At 70.1% G+C, this 19,077-nt stretch carries 17 protein-coding genes and 3 tRNA genes; 14 read left to right on the top strand and 6 right to left on the bottom strand.

The features are described from left to right. Window positions 1-36: 36 nt before the first annotated feature. The 3 genes from rsmD to GGD89_RS08375 all read right to left on the bottom strand — a co-directional run bounded on the left by rsmD (window position 37) and on the right by GGD89_RS08375 (window position 2,343). Entirely contained in the window at window positions 37-603 is a 567-nt protein-coding gene (gene rsmD / locus GGD89_RS08385; protein WP_184044076.1) for a 16S rRNA (guanine(966)-N(2))-methyltransferase RsmD, read from the bottom strand. A gap of 20 nt (window positions 604-623) precedes the next feature. Beyond that, complete coding sequence (locus GGD89_RS08380; protein ID WP_184044074.1) at window positions 624-1,427, bottom strand: pseudouridine synthase; 804 nt, start codon at window positions 1,425-1,427, stop codon at window positions 624-626. 163 nt (window positions 1,428-1,590) lie between these two features. Continuing rightward, entirely contained in the window at window positions 1,591-2,343 is a 753-nt protein-coding gene (locus GGD89_RS08375; protein ID WP_184044072.1) for a Bax inhibitor-1/YccA family protein, read from the bottom strand. A gap of 324 nt (window positions 2,344-2,667) precedes the next feature. Here GGD89_RS08375 and GGD89_RS08370 point away from each other — a divergent pair, with 324 nt between their 5' ends. Beyond that, window positions 2,668-3,318, top strand: coding sequence for a FecR domain-containing protein (locus GGD89_RS08370; RefSeq protein ID WP_184044070.1), 651 nt, complete (start codon window positions 2,668-2,670; stop codon window positions 3,316-3,318). A 44-nt stretch (window positions 3,319-3,362) separates the two neighbouring features. Here GGD89_RS08370 and GGD89_RS08365 read toward each other — a convergent pair whose 3' ends face one another. Both GGD89_RS08365 and GGD89_RS08360 read right to left on the bottom strand, forming a co-directional pair. Further along, window positions 3,363-5,906 (bottom strand): ABC transporter permease, encoded by a 2,544-nt coding sequence (locus GGD89_RS08365; protein WP_184044068.1) that lies wholly within the window; start codon window positions 5,904-5,906, stop codon window positions 3,363-3,365. Window positions 5,907-5,920: 14 nt separating this feature from the next. After that, the gene (locus GGD89_RS08360) at window positions 5,921-6,628 is read right to left on the bottom strand and encodes an ABC transporter ATP-binding protein (RefSeq protein ID WP_184044066.1); all 708 of its coding nucleotides are present in this window, start codon (window positions 6,626-6,628) and stop codon (window positions 5,921-5,923) included. Window positions 6,629-6,728: 100 nt separating this feature from the next. Between GGD89_RS08360 and GGD89_RS08355 the strand changes: the two genes are divergently transcribed. Then, window positions 6,729-7,343: an arylesterase gene (locus GGD89_RS08355; protein WP_343058564.1), complete on the top strand. Its 615-nt coding sequence runs from the start codon at window positions 6,729-6,731 to the stop codon at window positions 7,341-7,343. Beyond that, complete coding sequence (thpR, locus tag GGD89_RS08350; protein WP_221238382.1) at window positions 7,343-7,906, top strand: RNA 2',3'-cyclic phosphodiesterase; 564 nt, start codon at window positions 7,343-7,345, stop codon at window positions 7,904-7,906. The genes GGD89_RS08355 and thpR overlap by 1 nt, the downstream gene beginning before the upstream one ends. Here the strand turns inward: thpR and rlmB are convergent. Continuing rightward, window positions 7,861-8,706 carry a 23S rRNA (guanosine(2251)-2'-O)-methyltransferase RlmB gene (rlmB, locus tag GGD89_RS08345; protein WP_184044062.1) on the bottom strand — a complete coding sequence of 282 codons (846 nt, stop codon included), beginning with the start codon at window positions 8,704-8,706 and terminating at the stop codon, window positions 7,861-7,863. The two genes, thpR and rlmB, sit on opposite strands and share 46 nt — an antisense overlap. A 169-nt stretch (window positions 8,707-8,875) precedes the next feature. On the opposite strand from rlmB, the gene GGD89_RS08340 reads away from it, so the two are divergent. The 11 genes from GGD89_RS08340 to rpoB all read left to right on the top strand — a co-directional run bounded on the left by GGD89_RS08340 (window position 8,876) and on the right by rpoB (window position 18,977). Continuing rightward, window positions 8,876-8,961: transfer RNA gene (locus GGD89_RS08340), tRNA-Tyr, on the top strand. A 33-nt stretch (window positions 8,962-8,994) separates the two neighbouring features. After that, window positions 8,995-9,068 (top strand) — tRNA-Gly (locus tag GGD89_RS08335). Window positions 9,069-9,222: 154 nt separating this feature from the next. Further along, the gene (tuf, locus tag GGD89_RS08330) at window positions 9,223-10,413 is read left to right on the top strand and encodes an elongation factor Tu (protein WP_184044038.1); all 1,191 of its coding nucleotides are present in this window, start codon (window positions 9,223-9,225) and stop codon (window positions 10,411-10,413) included. Between the two features lie 338 nt (window positions 10,414-10,751). Then, window positions 10,752-10,827: transfer RNA gene (locus tag GGD89_RS08325), tRNA-Trp, on the top strand. Between the two features lie 127 nt (window positions 10,828-10,954). Then, window positions 10,955-11,152: a preprotein translocase subunit SecE gene (gene secE, locus GGD89_RS08320; protein WP_184044060.1), complete on the top strand. Its 198-nt coding sequence runs from the start codon at window positions 10,955-10,957 to the stop codon at window positions 11,150-11,152. Window positions 11,153-11,158: 6 nt separating this feature from the next. Next, complete coding sequence (gene nusG, locus GGD89_RS08315; RefSeq protein ID WP_184044058.1) at window positions 11,159-11,689, top strand: transcription termination/antitermination protein NusG; 531 nt, start codon at window positions 11,159-11,161, stop codon at window positions 11,687-11,689. A 181-nt stretch (window positions 11,690-11,870) separates the two neighbouring features. Next, the gene (rplK, locus tag GGD89_RS08310; RefSeq protein ID WP_184044056.1) at window positions 11,871-12,299 is read left to right on the top strand and encodes a 50S ribosomal protein L11; all 429 of its coding nucleotides are present in this window, start codon (window positions 11,871-11,873) and stop codon (window positions 12,297-12,299) included. Between the two features lie 4 nt (window positions 12,300-12,303). Continuing rightward, window positions 12,304-13,005 carry a 50S ribosomal protein L1 gene (rplA, locus tag GGD89_RS08305; RefSeq protein ID WP_184044054.1) on the top strand — a complete coding sequence of 234 codons (702 nt, stop codon included), beginning with the start codon at window positions 12,304-12,306 and terminating at the stop codon, window positions 13,003-13,005. A 527-nt stretch (window positions 13,006-13,532) separates the two neighbouring features. After that, window positions 13,533-14,054, top strand: a complete 522-nt coding sequence (rplJ, locus tag GGD89_RS08300; protein WP_184044052.1) for a 50S ribosomal protein L10 — start codon at window positions 13,533-13,535, stop codon at window positions 14,052-14,054. 91 nt (window positions 14,055-14,145) lie between these two features. Then, complete coding sequence (gene rplL, locus GGD89_RS08295; RefSeq protein ID WP_184044050.1) at window positions 14,146-14,529, top strand: 50S ribosomal protein L7/L12; 384 nt, start codon at window positions 14,146-14,148, stop codon at window positions 14,527-14,529. Window positions 14,530-14,792: 263 nt separating this feature from the next. Beyond that, window positions 14,793-18,977 carry a DNA-directed RNA polymerase subunit beta gene (gene rpoB, locus GGD89_RS08290; protein ID WP_184044048.1) on the top strand — a complete coding sequence of 1,395 codons (4,185 nt, stop codon included), beginning with the start codon at window positions 14,793-14,795 and terminating at the stop codon, window positions 18,975-18,977. Window positions 18,978-19,077: the final 100 nt, after the last annotated feature.

The following is a 19,077-nucleotide window of genomic DNA, read 5'->3' as shown; positions in this document are numbered from 1 at the left end:
GGCGCGGGGACGGTGCCGGCCGGTCCCGCCGCCGCCTCACGCCCCGTCGCGGCGCAGGATGCGCAGGCGCGCCCGCCCCTGGGCGCGGTCGTCGGCCAGGGTGAAGCCGGCCGGCGGTTCCAGGGGGTCGTGGCGGTCCGTTTCCACCACGCATAGGGCGTCGGGGGCGATCCAGCCGGCGCGGTCCAGGGCGACGAGGGCGGGCTTGGCCAGGTCCTGGCCGTAGGGCGGATCCATCAGAACCAGGGCGCAGGGCGCCGGCGCCGGGGGCGGGCGGGTCACGTCGGCGCGTGACACCGTGGTCTCGGCGGCGATGCCCCAGGCGCGCGCCAACTCCTGGAGGGCGCCGACCTGGGCGGGATCCCGGTCCAGGAAGGTGACGTGGGCCGCGCCCCGGGACAGCGCCTCCAGCCCCAGGGCGCCGGTGCCGGCGCAGGCGTCCAGCACCCGCGCGCCAACCAGTGTGAAGCGGCCGTTCCCCTGGAACCGATGCACCAGCACATTGAACAGGGCCTCGCGGGCCCGGTCCGAGGTGGGCCGCACGGCCTGACCGGGCGGAGCCTCCAGGCGCTTGCCGCGCAGGCGGCCGGCGGTGATGCGCATGACAACCCGCTCCCTCGACGTCAGCCCCTGGGAGGCCGCCGCCGCCTGGACGGCCCGCCGCCACCATGCAGCGCCTTGCCCAGATGGTCCTTCACCTGGCGGTGCGGGATTTCCTCCACCGCGCCGCGCGCCATGGCGCCCAGGATGAACGGGCCGTAGCCGACGCGGATCAGCCGTGTGACCCCCCAGCCCAGGTGTTCCATGATGCGCCGGACCTCGCGGTTCTTGCCCTCGCGCAGCGCCACGAGCAGCCAGGCGTTGGCGCCCTGCTGGCGCTCCAGGGCGGCCTTGACGGGGCCATAGCGGATGCCGTCCACGGTCACCCCCTTGTCCAGGGTCGCCAGCCGCTCCGGCTCCACCCGGCCATGCACGCGCACCCGGTAGCGCCGCACCCAGCCGGTGTCCGGGTGCTCCAGGTGGCGGGCCAGGCCGCCGTCGTTGGTCAGCAGCAACAGGCCCTCGCTGTTCAGGTCCAGGCGGCCGACGCTCATCACCCGGGGCAGGGTGGCGGGCAACTGCGCGAACACCGTGGCCCGCCCCTGGGGGTCGCGGGTGGTGGTCACCAGGCCCGGCGGCTTGTGGTAGCGCCACAGGCGCGGCGGCTCGGCCGCCGGGATGGGCTTGCCGTCCACGGTGATGCGCGCGCGGTCGGTCACGTTGAGCGCCGGACTGTCCAGGACCCGGCCGTCCACCGAGACGCGTCCCGCCGCGATCAGCCTCTCGGCCTCGCGGCGCGAGCAGACCCCGGCGCGGGCGAGGACCTTGGCGATGCGCTCGCCCTCGGGGCGGGCTGCGGGATCGGGGGATGGGGCGGCATCGGCCATGGGACGGGGCGTCTCCGGGGGGCCGGGCGTCCGGCGGAGTCTGCTGGGAAGCCGGGATGTTTACACCCGCCGGGCCGGCCGGGGAAGGGGGCGTCACGAAAAAGCCCCGGACGCGGGGGCGTCCGGGGCCGTCTCGATCCGGATGGACTCCGGGGCGAGAGGGCTACTCGCGATTGCCCAGGAAGTACAGCAGGAACTGAAGCAGGTTGATGAAGTTGATGTACAGGGACAACGCGCCCCAGGTGGCGGTCTTGGACATCAAGGCGGAGTCGCCCTCGACGGCGTAGTACTCTTCCTTGATGCGCTGGGTGTCGTAGGCGGTCAGGCCGGCGAACACCAGCACGCCCGCGCCGCTGATCATGAACTGGAGCAGCGAGCTCCCCAGGAACATGTTCACCACGGCGGCGATCAGGATGCCGAACACGCCCATGATCAGGAAGCTGGCCATCCCGGACAGGTCGCGCTTGGTGGTGTAGCCATACAGGCTCAACGCGGCGAAGGACGCGGCGGTGATGAAGAACACCCGGACCACGCTGGCGTCCGTGTAGATCTTCAGCAGCAGCGACAGGCCGATGCCTTGCAGGGCCACGAACAGCCAGTACAGGCCCTGCACCATGGCCGGGCTGGCCGAGCGGATCATGAACATGGCGCCGAACAGCACCACCAGGGGCGAAAACAGGCCGATGTACCCCAGCGTGGACAGCCCCACCACGGCGCCGGTGGCCGGGTCGGAGGCGTAGAACAGGCTGGTGACGGCCGGGACGTTGTCGATGACCAGGGCGACGATGCCCGACAGCAACAGGCCGGAGGCCATCAGGTTGTAGACACGCAGCATGTACTGGCGCAGGCCGACATCGACTTGCGCCGCCTCTGCCGCGCCGCGCGTCATGATGCGACGGTCGGTGTTGAGAGCCATGGACGGTACCTCTGCTAAAGGAAGGGGGACTCGGTTCGACCTCAAATATGGACCACCGGCGGGGGAATTCAACGAGAACCGGGGCCGCCGGAGACCGATTTTGCCGCGATCCCGCGCGCCGCCGGATGGCCGGGCGGAGAAACATCCTCAAGATGTTTATAGTCTATAAATACCCGTACTGTGTGTGCATTCTCGGTCTTTTGGCGGGGGCGCCGGGCTTGTCCCCCGGCGGGGCCTGCCCGTAGTCTGACTGTTCCGAGAGGCGAATGTCCGGCGACCCTGGTGTCGACGGACGCCCACGGCGGACGGGGAGGGACGGAACCCATGCGAGGAGTCGCGCGACGGTGTGGCATTGTGCCGGGCATCCTGCTTCTGGCGGCCCTGGTGGTGGTGGTCATGGCCCTGCTGACGCGGCCGGCGGCGGCCGACACCGTGGGGACCGTGGCCCGCGTGCAAGGCGAGGCGTTCGCCCGCGCCGAGGCGGCCAGGACCGCGCGGTCCCTGGCGGTCGGAGACACGGTCGACTCGGGCGACATGCTGACGACGGGTGCCGGCGCGCGCCTGGAAATCGCCCTGGCCGACGGTGGCACGCTGCAACTGGGCGCCGACGCGGCCTTCGTGGTCGACGCGCTGGCCCTGGGCGACGGTCCCGAGGGCGCCCTGTCCACGGCCATGCGTCTGTTCAACGGTCCGTTCCGGTTGATGGGGACCCACGCCGGCGGCCAGGTGGTTACGCGGGCGGCGGTGATCGGCATTCGCGGCACCGACGTCTGGGGCGGCGTCATCGACGGTGGCTTCGGCGTTCTGCTTCAGGACGGCATCGTGGATGTGATCACCCCCGGCGGCGTCGCCACCCTGGACACGCCGGGCGAGGGGGTGATGGTCTTCCAGCCACGCGAGGGTCCCCGGGATCAGCGTATCTGGGGCGCGGCGAAGGTCGCACGGGCGGTGGCCAGCGTGACCGTCGCCGAATAGGCCGCGCGACCGGCGGGAGGTCGGGAGGCGGAGCGGTCGCGCGGTCACTCGTTCCGCAGCCAGGGGCCGGCCTTGCCCGACAGCGCCCGCCAGGTGCCCAGGTAGCCGGCCGTCAGGGTGACCAGCACGCAGGCCACCAGGGTCAGGATCAGCACGTCGGGCAGGAACACCCAGTCGGTATCCATGACGAACACCACGACGGCCCAGGCGCCGGCCGTGCCCACGGCGGCGGCGATGGCGCCGGTCGCCAGCCCCAGAAGGCCATACTCCAGCAGGTAGCCGCGCAGCAGCGCGCCGCGCGTGGCGCCCAGCACCTTGAGCACCACCGATTCGTAGACCCGCCGGCCGTGCCCGGCGGCCATGGCGCCGGCCAGCACTAGGCCGCCGGCCAGCAGGGTGACGGCGGCGCTGGCGGTGATGGCGCGGGCGGCGCCGTCCAGGATCACGCGCACCGACTCCAGCGCGTTTTTCACACGAATGGCCGACACGTTGGGCAGGGCGTCGGTGACCGCGCGCTCGACGGCGGTCTCGGTCGCCGCGTCCCCGTCCAGGCGCACGGTGGCGATCCACGATCGCGGCGCGCCGGCCAGGGCGTCGGGCGAGACCACGAAGGTGAAGTTGATACGCAGGCTGCCCCAGTCCACCCGGCGCGTGTTGGCCAGGGTGCCGGTGATCTCGCGGCCCAGGATGTTGACGGTCAGCGTGTCGCCGATGTCCAGGCCGAGGCCGGCGGCCAGGTCGTCGGGCAGCGAGACCCGCGCCGGCCCGGCGTGGTCCTCGGGCCACCAGGTGCCGCGCACCAGGGTGGTGCCCTCGGGCGGCGTGGCGGCGGTGGTGAAGCCGCGATCGCCGCGCAGCGCCCAGGCCACGTCCGGATCCACGGTCGCCTCGGCCACCGGCACGCCGTTCAGGGCGGTGATGCGGCCCCGCACCATGTCGGCGAAGGCGGTCTCGGCGACGGCCGCGCCGCCGGTTTCGGCGAGCACCGCGCGGAAGGGGTCCACCTGGTCGGGCTGAAGGTCGATGAAGAAGAAGGAGGGCGCGCGATCCGGCAGGCGCTCGTCGATCTGGTGGGCCAGGTTGCCTTGAATCAGGGCGACGATCACCAGCACCGACAACCCCAGGCCCAGCGACAGGACCACCGGGCCGGTGGCGGCACCCGGCCGGTGCAGGTTGGCGAGCGCCAGGCGCAGGCCCGGGCGCCCCTGGGCCAGCGGTCCGGCGGCGCGGGCCAGGCGCCGCACGAGCACGGCGGCCAGCGCGAACACCCCCATGGCCACCGCCGCCCCGCCGGTGAAGCCGAGCGCGAATCGGGGATCGTCGGCGCTGGCCACGGTCAGGATCACCAGGGCCGCCAGCGCCACCGCCAACCCCAGCAAGTCGCGGCGACGCGGCCAACGGCGCGCGGGGTCCGTTGCCGTGTCCGCGCCCTTGACCAGGGCCAGGGCGGGGATGTCGCGAGCCCGGGCCAGTGGCCACAGCGCGAACACCAGCGCCGTCAAGGCGCCGAAGGTGGCGGCCAGCAGCAGCGGCCCGGGGTAAATCGCCGCCTGGGTCCGCACCGGCAGCAGGTCGGCGGCCAGCGTCTGGACCAGCCAGGGCGTGACCGCGCCGCCGGCCACGCCCACCCCGATTCCCAGCAGCGCCAGAACGCCGATCTGGATCAGGTAGACGCGGAAGATCAGGGCAGCCGGCGCCCCCAGGCACTTCAGCGTGGCGATGGTGGTCATGCGCCGCCGCAGCCAGGCGCCGGTGGCGTTGGCGACGCCGATGCCGCCCACCAGCAGCGCGGTCAGGCCCACCAGGGTGAGGAAAAGGGTCAGGGTCTCCAGGAACCGGGTCAGTCCGGCCGCCGCCTGATCGGTGCCGCGCAATCGCCAGCCGGCCTCCGGGAAGGTCTCGGTCAGGCGGGCGCGGATGCGCGCGGGCGGGACGCCCTGGTCGGCGCGCAGCCGGGTTTCCCAGGTCACCAGGCTGCCCGGGCGCACCAGCCCGGTGTCCGGCAGCGCGGCCAGCGAGATCATCAGGCGCGGACCCAGGCTGAACAGGCTGGTGGTGCGGTCGGGCTCGCGGGCCAGGGTGTCGCGCACTTCAAGGGTCAGGGACCCCAGCCGGAGGCGATCCCCCACCGCCAGACCCAGCCGGTCCAGAAGGTTGGGCGCCGCCACCGCGCCCCAGGTGCTGTCCCGCCGGGCCAGGGCCTCGGCCAGCGGGCCGCCGCCTGTCAGGGTCACTGTGCCATAGAGGGGATAGCCGTCGCCGACCGCCTTCAGGTCCACCAGGGCGCGGGCGCCGGCCTCGCCCGGCGCCACGGCCATGGCCCGCAGGGTGGCCACCCGGGCGGGGGTGGCCAGGGCCTCCAGGGCCGCTTGCTCCGCCGCGTCCGGCGGCTGGTAGCGGCGCTCCACCACCAGGTCGCCGCCGAGCAGCGCCTGGGCATCGGCCTCCAGCCCGGCCTGGATGGCGCGGGTCAGCGAGCCGGCGGCGGCGATGGCGAACACGCCCAGCGCCAGACAGGCCAGCAGCACCCGCAGGCCGGACAGTCCGCCGCGCAACTCCCGGAGCGCCAGACGGAGCGACAGGGGCATGGGCGGGGGCGCCCTCACGCGGCCACACCGGGGCGGGCATCGGTGATCAGGCCGTCCTCGATATGAATCGCGCGGTCGCAACGGGCCGCCAGCGCCGGGTCATGGGTGATGAGCATCAGGGTTGTTCCCTGCTCGTCGTGCAGACGGAACAGCAGGTCCATGACGGTGCGACCGGTCTCGCCGTCCAGGTTACCGGTGGGCTCGTCGGCCAGCAGCAGCCGGGGGCGGGGGGCGAAGGCGCGCGCCAGGGCGACGCGCTGTTGCTCGCCGCCGGACAGTTGCCCCGGGTAATGGCCGAGGCGATGGCCCAGGCCCACGGCCTCCAACTGCGCCCGGGCCACGGCGAAGGCGTCGCGGCGGCCGGCGAACTCCAGCGGCACGGCGACGTTTTCCTCGGCGGTCATGGTGGGGATCAGGTGAAAGCCCTGGAACACCACCCCCACATGGTCGCGGCGGAAGCGGGCCAGGGCGTCCTCGTCCAGCGCGCCCATGTCCTGGCCGGCCACCATGACGTGTCCGCTCGTGGGCCGCTCCAGCCCGGCGATGACCATCAGCAGCGTGGACTTCCCGGCGCCCGAGGGGCCAACGACGCCCACCGCCTCGCCGGCGGGGACGGTCAGGTCCACGCCGCGCAGGATGTTGACCCGTCCGGCGGGACCGGCCAGTGTCAGGTGCAGGTCGTCCAGACGGATGGCCGGGGCAACGGCGGATGAGTCGGTCATGGCGAGCATGCGTCCTTCTGGCGGCGGCGGGCGGCGGCAACATCCCTCCCGCGGATATGGGCGTTTTCCCTGGTCCGTCAACGCAGGCCGGGGGTGGGCGGTGATCGGGCTGACGCTCGGAGTCCTCCTGGTCTACGCCAACGGGGCATCGGCGGATCCGCTGCGGCTGCTGGCCCTGGGCGACAGTCTGACCGCCGGTTACGGCCTGACGCGCGAAGATGCCTTTCCTGCACAACTTCAGGCCGCGCTGACCGCGCGTGGCCACGCGGTCATGGTGCTGGACGCGGGGGTGTCCGGCGACACCACGGCGGGTGGGCGGGCGCGGCTCGATTGGGTGCTGGCGGACGATCCGGACGCGGCGATCGTGGCGCTGGGCGGCAATGATGGCCTGCGCGGCCTGGATCCGGCGGGCACGCGCGACAACCTGTCGGCCATCGTCGGCCGCCTCCAGGCCGAGGGGATCCCGGTGCTGATCGCCGGCATGCTGGCGCCGCCCAACCTCGGGCCGGACTACGGGTCGGCCTTCAATGCCGTGTTTCCCGAGGTGGCCGCCGAGACCGGGGCGCTGTTCTATCCCTTCTTCCTCGCGGGCGTCGCGGCCGATCCGGCGCTGAACCAGCCCGACGGCATCCATCCCACGGCCGAGGGCGTGGGGGTGATCGTCGACGGCATCCTGCCGGCGGTCGAGGACTTGCTGGAGCGGGCGGGGCCGTGATGCGGCTGTTCGTCGCCCTGGCGCCGCCGCCGGAACTGCGCGCGACCCTCGCGGGGATGGCCCTCGGCCTGCCGGGCGCGCGCTGGGTGGCGGCCGACAACCTGCACCTGACGCTGTGCTTCATCGGCGAGGTCTCCCCCGCCGAGGCCGAGGATCTGGACGGCGCGCTGTCCGCCCTGCGCGCGCCGGCGGTGGAGGTCCGCCTGGGCGGCATCGGCACCTTCGGACAGGGACGCCGGGTGCATGCCCTGTGGGTGGGCGCGGCGCGGACGCCGGCCCTGGTCCATCTTCAGAAGGCGGTGGAGCGCGCCGTGACGCGCGCCGGCTTCACGCCCGAACGGCGCAAGTTCACCCCGCACGTGACCCTGGCGCGGCTGCGTGGCGCCGACCGGGGGCGGCTGGAAGGCTTCATCGGCGGCCACAACGACCGCCCCTTCCCCGCCTTCACCGCCGAGGCCGTGACCCTCTACCGCAGCCACCTGACCCACGACGGCGCGCACTACGAACCCCTGGCGGATTATCCGCTGGAGGGCGGGCCGCTGGAGAGTGGGGGCGTGGCCTGATCCAGGGCGGTCCGGCGCAGTTCGTACAGCGCCACGGCGGCGGCGTTCGACACGTTGAGGCTTTCCACCGCGTCCGTCATGGGCAGGCACGCCAGGTGGTCGCAGGTCTCGCGGGTCAGGCGGCGCAGGCCGGCGCCCTCGGCCCCCAGCACCAGCGCCAGCGGTCCGGTAAGGCCGGCCCCGGCCAGGGTGACCGGCGCGTCCGCGTCCAGGCCGACGCTCCAGTACCCCTTGTCCCGCAGCGCCGCCAGGGCGCGGGCGATGTTGGTCACGCGGATCAGCGGCAGCCGCTCCAGGGCGCCGCTGGCCGCCTTGGCCAGCGTCGCCGTTTCGGCCGGAGCGTGGCGGTCCTGGGTGATCACCGCCCGGGCCCCCAGCGCCGCCGCCGAGCGCAGGATGGCGCCCACGTTGTGGGGGTCGGACACCTGGTCGAGAACCATCACCACGCTGGCCTCGGCCGGGCCGGCGGCGGGCAGGTCCTCCAGGGCCATGTCCGGCAGGGGGCCGACGGACAGCGCCAGGCCCTGGTGGACGGCGCCCGGCGGCAGCATCGCCGCCAGGGCATCGCGATCCACCAGGGTCGGCTCCAGGCCCCGCGCCCGGGCCCGGGCCGCCATCGGCGCGTCGAGGGGCGCGCTGCTCCACAGGCGGCGCACCGGCCGCGCCGGGTTGTCCAGCGCCGCCTCCACCGGGTGGCGGCCATGCAGGATCAAGGCGGGGGGACCGCCCTCGGCCTTGGGGCGCCGGGGCTTGCGGCTGGGGCGTCGGGCCGGGTGAGCGGGCGTGGGAGCGGAGGCCATGCGGGGGTCCTGGGCAAAAGGGGAGAGCAGACGGGGGCGTTCACAGGGGCCCGGCGGTCGGGCGACGGTTCGGCCACCGCCGCCGGACCTCCAGGAATGCCAAATCGTCATTGACATGGCGAGGCAAATTCCCATAGTGCGTGTCTCCGCCCGGGAGGGAAGCTCCCATGGAGGGGTGGTCGAGTGGTTAAAGGCACCGGACTGTAAATCCGGCGGGGTAACCCTACGTTGGTTCGAATCCAACCCCCTCCACCAGCTTCTTGCTCCCAGGGTCGGAGCCACTGGGTCGCGGGTGTAGCTCAATGGTAGAGCCCCAGCCTTCCAAGCTGGTTGTGTGGGTTCGATTCCCATCACCCGCTCCACCCCGCCGGGGGCATGCTTGACCGGGGGCCATCGTCGCGATGGTCGTCGGTGTTTTCGTGCCTCGGACCCGCCACCGTGCGCCGGACCGACGAGGCAGTCTCATCGGCCCGGCTTTCCGCCGCGCGTCAAAGTCGAAAAGGGACGAGATCGAAAATGGCGAAGGAGAAGTTTGACCGCAGCAAGCCGCACTGCAACGTGGGGACGATCGGTCACGTTGACCACGGCAAGACGACGCTGACGGCGGCGATCACGAAGGTTCTGGCGGAAACGGGCGGGGCGACGTTCTCGGCCTATGACCAGATCGACAAGGCCCCGGAAGAGAAGGCGCGGGGGATCACGATCTCGACGGCGCATGTTGAGTACTCGACGGAGAACCGTCATTACGCGCATGTGGACTGCCCGGGTCACGCGGACTACGTGAAGAACATGATCACGGGCGCGGCGCAGATGGACGGGGCGATCCTGGTCGTGTCGGCGGCGGACGGTCCGATGCCGCAGACGCGCGAGCACATCCTGCTGGCGCGTCAGGTGGGTGTTCCGGCGCTGGTGGTCTACATGAACAAGGTGGACCAGGTCGACGACGAGGAACTGCTGGAGCTTGTGGAGCTTGAGGTTCGCGAGCTTCTGTCGTCGTACGAGTTCCCCGGGGACGACATCCCGATCGTGAAGGGGTCGGCGCTGGCGGCGCTGGAGGACGGCGACGTGAAGATCGGCCGGGAGTCGATCCTGGAGCTGATGCAGGCGGTGGACGAGTACATCCCGCAGCCGGAGCGTCCGAAGGACCAGCCGTTCCTGATGCCGATCGAGGACGTGTTCTCGATCTCGGGGCGTGGGACGGTGGTGACGGGCCGCGTGGAGCGGGGCGTGATCAAGGTCGGCGAGGAAGTCGAGATCGTGGGCCTGAAGGACACGATGAAGACGACCTGCACCGGCGTTGAGATGTTCCGGAAGCTGCTGGACCAGGGCGAGGCGGGCGACAACGTGGGCGTCCTGCTGCGGGGCACGAAGCGCGACGAGGTGGAGCGGGGCCAGGTCCTGGCGAAGCCCGGGACGATCACGCCGCACACGAAGTTCAAGTGCGAGTGCTACATCCTGACGAAGGAAGAGGGTGGTCGTCACACGCCGTTTTTCTCGAACTATCGTCCCCAGTTCTACTTCCGGACGACGGACGTGACCGGGACGATTGAGCTTCCCGAGGGGACGGAGATGGTGATGCCGGGCGACAACATCGCCATGACGGTGAACCTGATCGTGCCGATCGCCATGGATGAGGGCCTGCGCTTCGCCATCCGCGAGGGCGGCCGCACCGTCGGCGCCGGCGTCGTCGCCAGCATCCAGGAGTAGGTGTTCCCACGCCGGCGACGCTCCATGAGGGTCGCCGGCGTGGCCCTGTGTCCCCGGGCCCGGGCGTAATGCCCTCGGGGCAGAAAGGGCTTGAACTCTCCGGGCGGGCCTTGTATCACATGCGGCTCCGCCCGGATCCCCCTGGTGCCGGCGCTTTCGGGCGGCGGATATCGGGGCACGGAAGCCAGGGTCGGGGGCCAGGGTTCGGCCTCCCGTGCCGATGCGGGGTCGGTGATGGTCCGGCCAGGGTGTTTCCGGTCGAGGCATCGGCCGTCGCGGCGGCGCTCTGGTGCCGTCCCCCCATGACAGTGTGTCACGGTCATGGGTCCATGGCCTAAAGGGGTGTAGCTCAACTGGTAGAGCACCGGTCTCCAAAACCGGTGGTTGCGGGTTCAAGTCCTGCCGCCCCTGCCATGGTCATCGCCGTTCGCTCGTTCAGGGCAGGCGTGTGGTGTCGCGGTTCGGTCCTGGAGCGTGGCTCCGGGATGGCTCGCGGGTCGTGGTTCATGTTTCGGCACCGTAGGAAACAAGACAAAAGCCCATGGCGAGAGTAAATCCGGGTCAGTTCGTGCGGCAGGTGCGCCAGGAAATGGCCAAGGTCACCTGGCCCAGCCGCAAGGAAACCACCATTTCGACCGTCATGGTCTTTGTGATGGTTTTCCTGGCCGCGCTGTTCTTTTTCGTCGTGGACCAGATTCTTGCCTGGGGCGTCCAGCTCATTTTCGGTCTCGGAGGGTAAGCGGACATGGACGCCCGCTGGTATGTGATTCACGTCTACTCCGGCTTCGAGAACAAGGTGGCGCAGTCGATCCGCGAACAGGCCGCCCAGAAGGGCATGGAAGACCTGTTCGAGGAGGTCCTGGTGCCCACGGAGGAGGTCGTCGAGGTTCGTCGCGGGTCGAAGGTCAACGCCGAGCGCAAGTTTTTTCCGGGCTACGTGCTCATCAAAATGGACCTGACCGACGAGAGTTGGCACCTGGTGACCAACACCGCCAAGGTAACCGGGTTCCTGGGCGGTCGGGGCCGACCCGCGCCCATTTCCGAGCGCGAGGTGTCGCACATCCTGCACCAGGTGCAGGAGGGGATTGAGCGGCCCAAGCCGTCGATCACCTTCGACATCGGCGAGCAGGTGCGGGTCGCCGACGGGCCGTTCGCCTCCTTCAACGGCTACGTGGAGGACGTGGACGACGAGCGCGCCCGGCTCAAGGTTTCGGTGTCCATCTTCGGTCGCTCCACGCCCGTGGAGCTGGAGTTCTCGCAGGTCGAGAAGCTCTGAGCCGACGAGGGGACGCCGGGTCCGTCTCCTCGGACGGGGGCGGATCCATGACCGGGCAGCCGGCGGGCCACGATGCCCGTCCATCTGCCCGTCCCGCGTGGGAGGCCGCCCCCGGAAGTCCTCGGGGGGACCGCACCACGCTCCCTGCACGTGACCTGTCCGTGCGTTCTGAGGGTGCATCATGGCAAAGAAGATTGTCGGTTACATCAAGCTGCAAATCCCGGCGGGCGGCGCCAAGCCGTCGCCGCCGGTCGGCCCGGCCCTGGGTCAGCGTGGCTTGAACATCATGGAGTTCTGCAAGGCGTTCAATGCCGCCACGCAGAACCTGGAGCCCGGGATGCCGATCCCGGTGGTCATCACCGCCTATGGGGACCGCTCCTTCACCTTCATCTCCAAGACGCCGCCGGTGTCCTACTTCCTGAAGAAGGCCGCCGGTCTGCCCAAGGGAGCGACGACCCCGGGACGGGGGCCCGTCGGATCGGTGACCCTGGAGCAGGTGCGCGAGATCGCGCAGCAGAAGATGCCCGACCTGAACACGCCGACCGTCGAGGCGGCGATGGAGATGGTCAAGGGCTCGGCCCGGTCCATGGGCCTCGCGGTGGTGGAGTAAGAGCATGGCGAAGCACGGCAAGCGACTGCGTCAGGCCTACGAGGGCCTGGATCCGTCCGCCGCGATCGACCTGGCCGAGGCGGTCAGCATGATCAAGGACCGGGCCAAGGCCAAGTTCGACGAGACCGTCGAGGTGGCCATGAACCTGGGCGTCGACCCCCGGCACGCCGACCAGATGGTGCGCGGCGTGGTCTCGCTGCCGCATGGCACCGGCAAGACCGTGCGCGTGGCGGTGTTCGCCAAGGGTGACAAGGCCGATGAAGCCAAGGCCGCCGGGGCCGACATCGTCGGCGCCGAGGACCTGATGGCCGAGATCCAGGGCGGCACCATCAACTTCGATCGCTGCATCGCCTCGCCCGACATGATGGGCGTGGTGGGCCGGCTGGGTAAGATCCTGGGTCCGCGCGGCCTGATGCCCAACCCTAAGCTGGGCACCGTGACCCCCAACGTGGCCGACGCCATCAAGGCGGCCAAGGCCGGTCAGGTGCAGTTCCGCGTCGAGAAGGCGGGGATCATCCACGGCGGGGTCGGGCGCGTCAGCTTCAGCGACGACCAGTTGATGGACAACATCCGCGCCTTCGTGGACGCCATCATCAAGGCCAAGCCCACGGGCGCCAAGGGGACCTACGTCCGCAAGATCGCCATCAGCTCGACGATGGGTCCTGGCCTGCGGGTCAGCGTGAGTTCGGTCGCGACGCCCGTCTGACCCCAGGGGGTCGGAACCCGGAGCGACCACAGGAATGGGCGCCAGGCGCGGCGCGCGAGTCCCGGCGGGACACGCGGGCCGCGTTCGCGCCTCGCCGACAGGTCCCGGCCGTGTCCCTTTTTGGGGGCGGCCACGGGCCTGACCCGGGTCGACGGCAACGTCGGCCCAACCTGTCCGAGACCGTGGGTGGTCCGGATCGCGTCCCCGGCACGCCGGAGACGGACCCGGAGCATAAAGGGACCCGTCCCGCCCGCGCAGACGGGAGTTGAAGCTCGTTGTGCCGACCGGGGTCGGCCGCGCGGGGACGCCCTTCGGGGGTCGCCGGGCGGTGGGGTCCTCGGCGGAGCGACTTGAACTCTCCGAGGGCAGGTCCCGTGATCCCGCGCCGCGCGGGTCCCGGCCCGCCCCCGGATGGGACGCGGGGACGGGGTCCCGCCAGGACGCGGGCGCGAGGACAACCCGCGTCCGCGCGGTCCAGCCGGTCTTGGCCGGGGACGACCGGGCGGACCCAGTCAGCGGAGACGGAAGTGAACAGAGAAGAAAAAAGCGCTCTGGTCGACAGCCTCCAGGCCGAGTTCGCGGAGTCCGCCGTCTGCGTCGTCACCCATTACCAGGGGCTGACGGTGGCGCAGATGGAGGCGCTTCGGGGCAAGGTGCGCGAGGGGGGGGCCCGGTTCCGGGTCACCAAGAACCGGCTCACGCGCCTGGCTCTGAAGGAAACCCCGTTCGAGGGACTGACGGACCTGTTCACCGGGCCGACGGCGATCGCCACGTCGTCCGATCCGGTGGCGGCCGCCAAGGCCTGTGTGGACTTCGCCAAGACCAACGACAAGCTGGTCGTTCTGGGCGCGGCCATGCACGGCAAGGTGTTGGACGCCGAGGGCGTGAGCGCCCTGGCCAAGATGCCGTCCCTGGACGAACTGCGGGCCAAGCTGGTCGGCCTCATCAGCACGCCGGCGCAGCGGGTGGCCAGTGTCACCCAGGCCCCGGCCGGGCAACTGGCCCGGGTGCTGCGGGCCTACGCGGACTCCCAGAGCGAGGCGGCGTGAGTGTCGGGGCCGGGCGCGCCCGGCCCATCAGTCCGCTTGCCAGTTATCCGTACCCAACCGTTCAAGTCGATCCGACGAGGAGCATTACATCATGGCTGATCTTGAGAAGCTGGTTGACGAGCTGTCGTCCCTCACCGTCATGGAAGCCGCCGAGCTGTCCAAGATGCTGGAAGAGAAGTGGGGTGTGTCCGCCGCCGCGCCGGTGGCCGTGGCCGGTGTCGCCGCCGCCGGTGGGGGCGATGCCGCCCCGGCCGAGGAAGAGAAGACCGAGTTCGACGTCATTCTGGCCGCCGTCGGCGACAAGAAGATCAACGTCATCAAGGAAGTCCGCGCCATCACCGGCCTGGGCCTGAAGGAAGCCAAGGAACTGGTCGAGGGCGCGCCCAAGCCGGTCAAGGAAGCCGTGTCCAAGGACGAGGCCGAGGAACTGAAGAAGAAGCTGGAAGAGGTCGGCGCCACCATCGAGGTGAAGTAAGGCCCTCACGCGCGCCGCGTGAACACGATCCGGGTTGGCCGGGGGGACGGGCGACGTTCCTCCGGCTTTCGGGCGTGACCGGGGTGCGGACAGGGTTTTGGGGGTCGGGGGTGACCGGTCCCATGCCGCCGTGGCCGCGTCGTGATGACGGGCTGCGGCGGCATCGGAACGGACGTCCGAACGGGCGAGGCGCGGGTCCAGGGCGGACCGGCGGTGTCGGCGCGCACAAGGCACGTCGGCGGGCAAGCAGGTAAGGAGCGGCAATGACCAAGTCTTTGACCAGTCGGAAGCGGGTTCGCAAGGACTTCGGGCGGATCAAGACCGTGGCCCCCATGCCCAATCTGATCGAGGTGCAGAAGAGCAGCTACGATCAGTTCCTCCAGGTGGGCGTGTCGACCGAGGCCCGCACCGACACCGGCCTTCAGGAGGTGCTGAAGTCGGTGTTCCCGATTCGCGACTTCGCCGGCAAGGGCGAACTCGAGTTCGTCTCCTATGACCTGGAACACCCCAAGTACGACGTCGAGGAATGCCAGCAGCGCGGCATGACCTTCGCCGCGCCGCTGAAGGTGACGCTGCGCCTGCTGGTCTGGGACGTGGACGAGGAGACCGGCGCGCGCTCCATCCGCGACATCAAGGAGCAGGACGTCTACATGGGCGACATGCCGCTGATGACGTCCAACGGCACCTTCATCATCAATGGCACCGAGCGGGTCATCGTCTCGCAGATGCATCGCTCGCCCGGTGTCTTCTTCGACCATGACAAGGGCAAGACCCACTCGTCGGGGAAGTACCTGTTCGCCGCCCGGGTGATTCCCTATCGCGGCTCCTGGCTGGACTTCGAGTTCGACGCCAAGGACCTCGTCTACGTGCGCATCGACCGTCGCCGCAAGCTGCCGGTCACCACCCTGCTGTACGCGCTGGAGGGCGCGGCGACCCTGGCCCTGCGCGCCGAGCGCAAGGCCGAGGGACGCACCGTGGACCCGCTGGAGGTCCAGGGCATGACGGCCGAGGAGATCCTCGACTACTTCTACAATACCCTGACCTTCGAGCGCGACGAGAAGGGCTGGAAGATCCCCTTTGACCCGGACCGCCTGCGCAGCGTCAAGCTGCTGTACGATCTGGTGGATGCCGATACCGGCGAGATCAAGCTGGAGGCCGGCACCAAGGTCACCCAGCGGGCCGCGCGCAAGCTGGCCGACGAGGGCATGGCCAAGCAGCGCGTGTTCGCCGAGGAACTGGTGGGCCGCTATGTCGCCGAGGATATGGTCGACGAGGAGTCCGGCGAGATCTTCGCCGAGGCCGGCGATGAACTGACCGAGGACATGCTGGCCGAGATGGAAAAGGCCGGCGTCACGGCGCTGCGCGTGCTGCACGTCGATCACATCAACATCGGCCCCTACATGCGCAACACCCTGGCGCTGGACAAGAACACCAGCCGCGAGGAAGCGCTCATCGATATTTACCGGGTCATGCGCCCCGGCGAGCCGCCGACCCTGGAGACCGCCGACGCCCTGTTCCGGGGGCTGTTCTTCGACGCCGAGCGCTACGATCTGTCGGCCGTGGGCCGCGTCAAGATGAACGCCCGCCTGGGCTACACCAACGAGGAGGTACCGGACACCATCCGGGTGCTGCGCCGCGACGACATCCTGTCCATCATCAAGCTGCTGGTGGAGATGAAGGACGGGCGCGGCGAGGTGGACGACATCGACCACCTGGGCAACCGCCGTGTGCGCTCGGTCGGTGAACTGATGGAGAACCAGTACCGCGTCGGCCTGCTGCGCATGGAACGCGCCATCCGCGAGCGCATGAGCGCCGTGGACATCGATACTGTCATGCCGCACGACCTGATCAACGCCAAGCCGGCGGCGGCGGCGGTGCGCGAATTCTTCGGCTCCTCGCAGCTCTCGCAGTTCATGGACCAGACCAACCCGCTGTCGGAGGTGACCCACAAGCGGCGCCTGTCGGCGCTGGGTCCGGGCGGCCTGACCCGCGAGCGCGCCGGCTTCGAGGTGCGCGACGTGCATCCCACGCACTACGGCCGCATCTGCCCCATCGAGACGCCGGAAGGCCCGAACATCGGCCTCATCAACAGTCTGGCCACGTTTGCCCGCGTCAACCAGTACGGCTTCATCGAAAGCCCCTATCGGCGCGTGGTCGATGGCCAGGTGACCGACGAGGTCACCTACATGTCGGCCATGGAGGAGGGCAAGTACACCATCGCCCAGGCCAACGCCGACCTGGACGAGCAGGGCCGCTTCGTGCACGAGCTGGTCAGCGCGCGGCGCGCCGGCGACTACGAGATGGTGCAGAGCGCGTCCGTCAACCTGATCGACGTGTCGCCCAAGCAGCTGGTGTCCGTGGCCGCCGCGCTGATCCCGTTCCTGGAGAACGACGACGCCAACCGCGCGCTCATGGGCTCCAACATGCAGCGCCAGGCGGTGCCGCTGGTGCGCGCCGAGGCCCCCTTCGTGGGCACCGGCATGGAATCGGCCGTGGCCCGGGATTCGGGGGCGACCATCGTCGCCCGGCGCGCCGGCTACGTGCAGCAGGTGGATGCGACCCGCATCGTCGTGCGGGTGACCGAGGACACCGACGCCACGGCCTCGGGCGTGGACATCTACCGGCTGCGCAAGTTCCAGCGCTCCAACCAGAACACCTGCATCAACCAGCGTCCGCTGGTGAAGGTGGGCGACCGGGTGGCCAAGGGCGACATCATGGCCGACGGTCCGTCCACCGACCTGGGCGAACTGGCCCTGGGGCGGAACGTTCTGGTGGCGTTCATGCCCTGGAACGGCTATAACTTCGAGGACTCCATCCTCATCTCCGAGCGGATCGTGCGCGATGACGTGTTCACCTCGATCCATATCGAGGAGTTCGAGGTCATGGCCCGCGATACCAAGCTGGGTCAGGAGGAGATCACCCGCGACATCCCCAACGTGGGCGAGGAGGCGCTGAAGAACCTGGACGAAGCCGGCATCGTCTACATCGGCGCCGAGGTCCTGGCCGGCGACATCCTGGTGGGCAAGGTGACCCCCAAGGGCGAAAGCCCGATGACGCCGGAAGAAAAGCTGTTGCGCGCCATCTTCGGCGAGAAGGCGTCGGACGTGCGCGACACCTCGCTCAGGGTGCCGCCGGGGGTGACGGGCACGGTGGTCGAGGTGCGCGTCTTCAATCGCCGCGGCGTGGAGAAGGACGAGCGCGCCCTGGCCATCGAGCGTGCCGAGATCGAGCGGCTGGCCAAGGACCGCGACGACGAAAAGGCCATCCTGGAAGGCAGCTTCTCGGAGCAACTCAAGGGGCTGGTGATGAGCCGCCGGGTGGTGTCGGGACCGCGCGGCATGCCCGTCGGCGAGACGGTCACCGAGGCCCTGCTGGAGGGATACACCCCGGGTCAGTGGCGCCAGATCGCCGTGGACGACGACGCCGTCATGGCCGAGGTCGAGGCGCGCAAGAAGACCTTCGAGGAGAGCATTGAGCGCATCCATGCCCGCTTCGAGGACAAGGTGGAGAAGCTGCAACGCGGCGACGAACTGCCCCCGGGCGTGCTGAAGATGGTGAAGGTGTTCGTGGCGGTGAAGCGCAAGCTTCAGCCGGGCGACAAGATGGCCGGCCGCCACGGCAACAAGGGCGTGATCTCCAAGATCAATCCCATGGAGGACATGCCCTATCTGGACGATGGCACCCCGGTGGACATCGTGCTCAACCCGCTGGGCGTGCCGTCGCGCATGAACGTCGGGCAGATCCTGGAAACCCATCTGGGCTGGGCCTGCCGGGGCCTGGGCAAGCAGGTCAACGAGATGCTGGAAGGGATCCGCCACGGCACCGGCTCGGTCGACGGCCTGCGCGATCGCTTGCGGGTCATCTACGGACCGGACACCGAGGACAGCGCCACCATCGAGGACATGGACGACGAGGCGTTGCAGGAGATGGCCGGCAACCTGCGGAACGGGGTGCCCATCGGCACGCCGGTGTTCGACGGCGCCCGCGAGCCGGACATCGTCGAGATGCTGGACAAGGCCGGCCTGGACGCCTCGGGGCAGGTCACGCTGCACGACGGCCGCACCGGCGATGCCTTCGACCGTCAGGTGACGGTGGGCTATATCTATATGCTGAAGCTGCACCACCTGGTGGACGACAAGATCCACGCCCGCTCCATCGGTCCCTACTCGCTGGTGACCCAGCAGCCGTTGGGCGGTAAGGCGCAGTTCGGCGGCCAGCGGTTCGGGGAAATGGAGGTCTGGGCGCTGGAAGCCTATGGCGCCGCCTACACCCTGCAGGAGATGCTGACGGTCAAGTCCGACGACGTGGCCGGCCGCACCAAGGTCTACGAGGCCATCGTGCGCGGCGACGACACGTTCGAGGCCGGTATCCCCGAATCGTTCAACGTGCTGGTCAAGGAAATGCGCTCGCTGGGGTTGGATGTGGAGTTGAACCAGTCCAGCTTCTAAGGAGCGCGCGGGACGCCAGGCGGCCCGATGACCGCCCCCGACGGGGTGGATCGGGCGCGTCGGTGTCCCGGATGCGTTTGTTCCGTCGCCGGAGCGGCCT

Origin of the sequence: Roseospira visakhapatnamensis (assembly GCF_014197915.1) — a bacterium.
GTDB classification, from domain to species: Bacteria; Pseudomonadota; Alphaproteobacteria; order Rhodospirillales; family Rhodospirillaceae; genus Rhodospira; species Rhodospira visakhapatnamensis.
The sequence above is the reverse complement of the archived record's forward strand: the minus strand, read 5'-3'. Positions and strand labels throughout refer to the sequence as shown.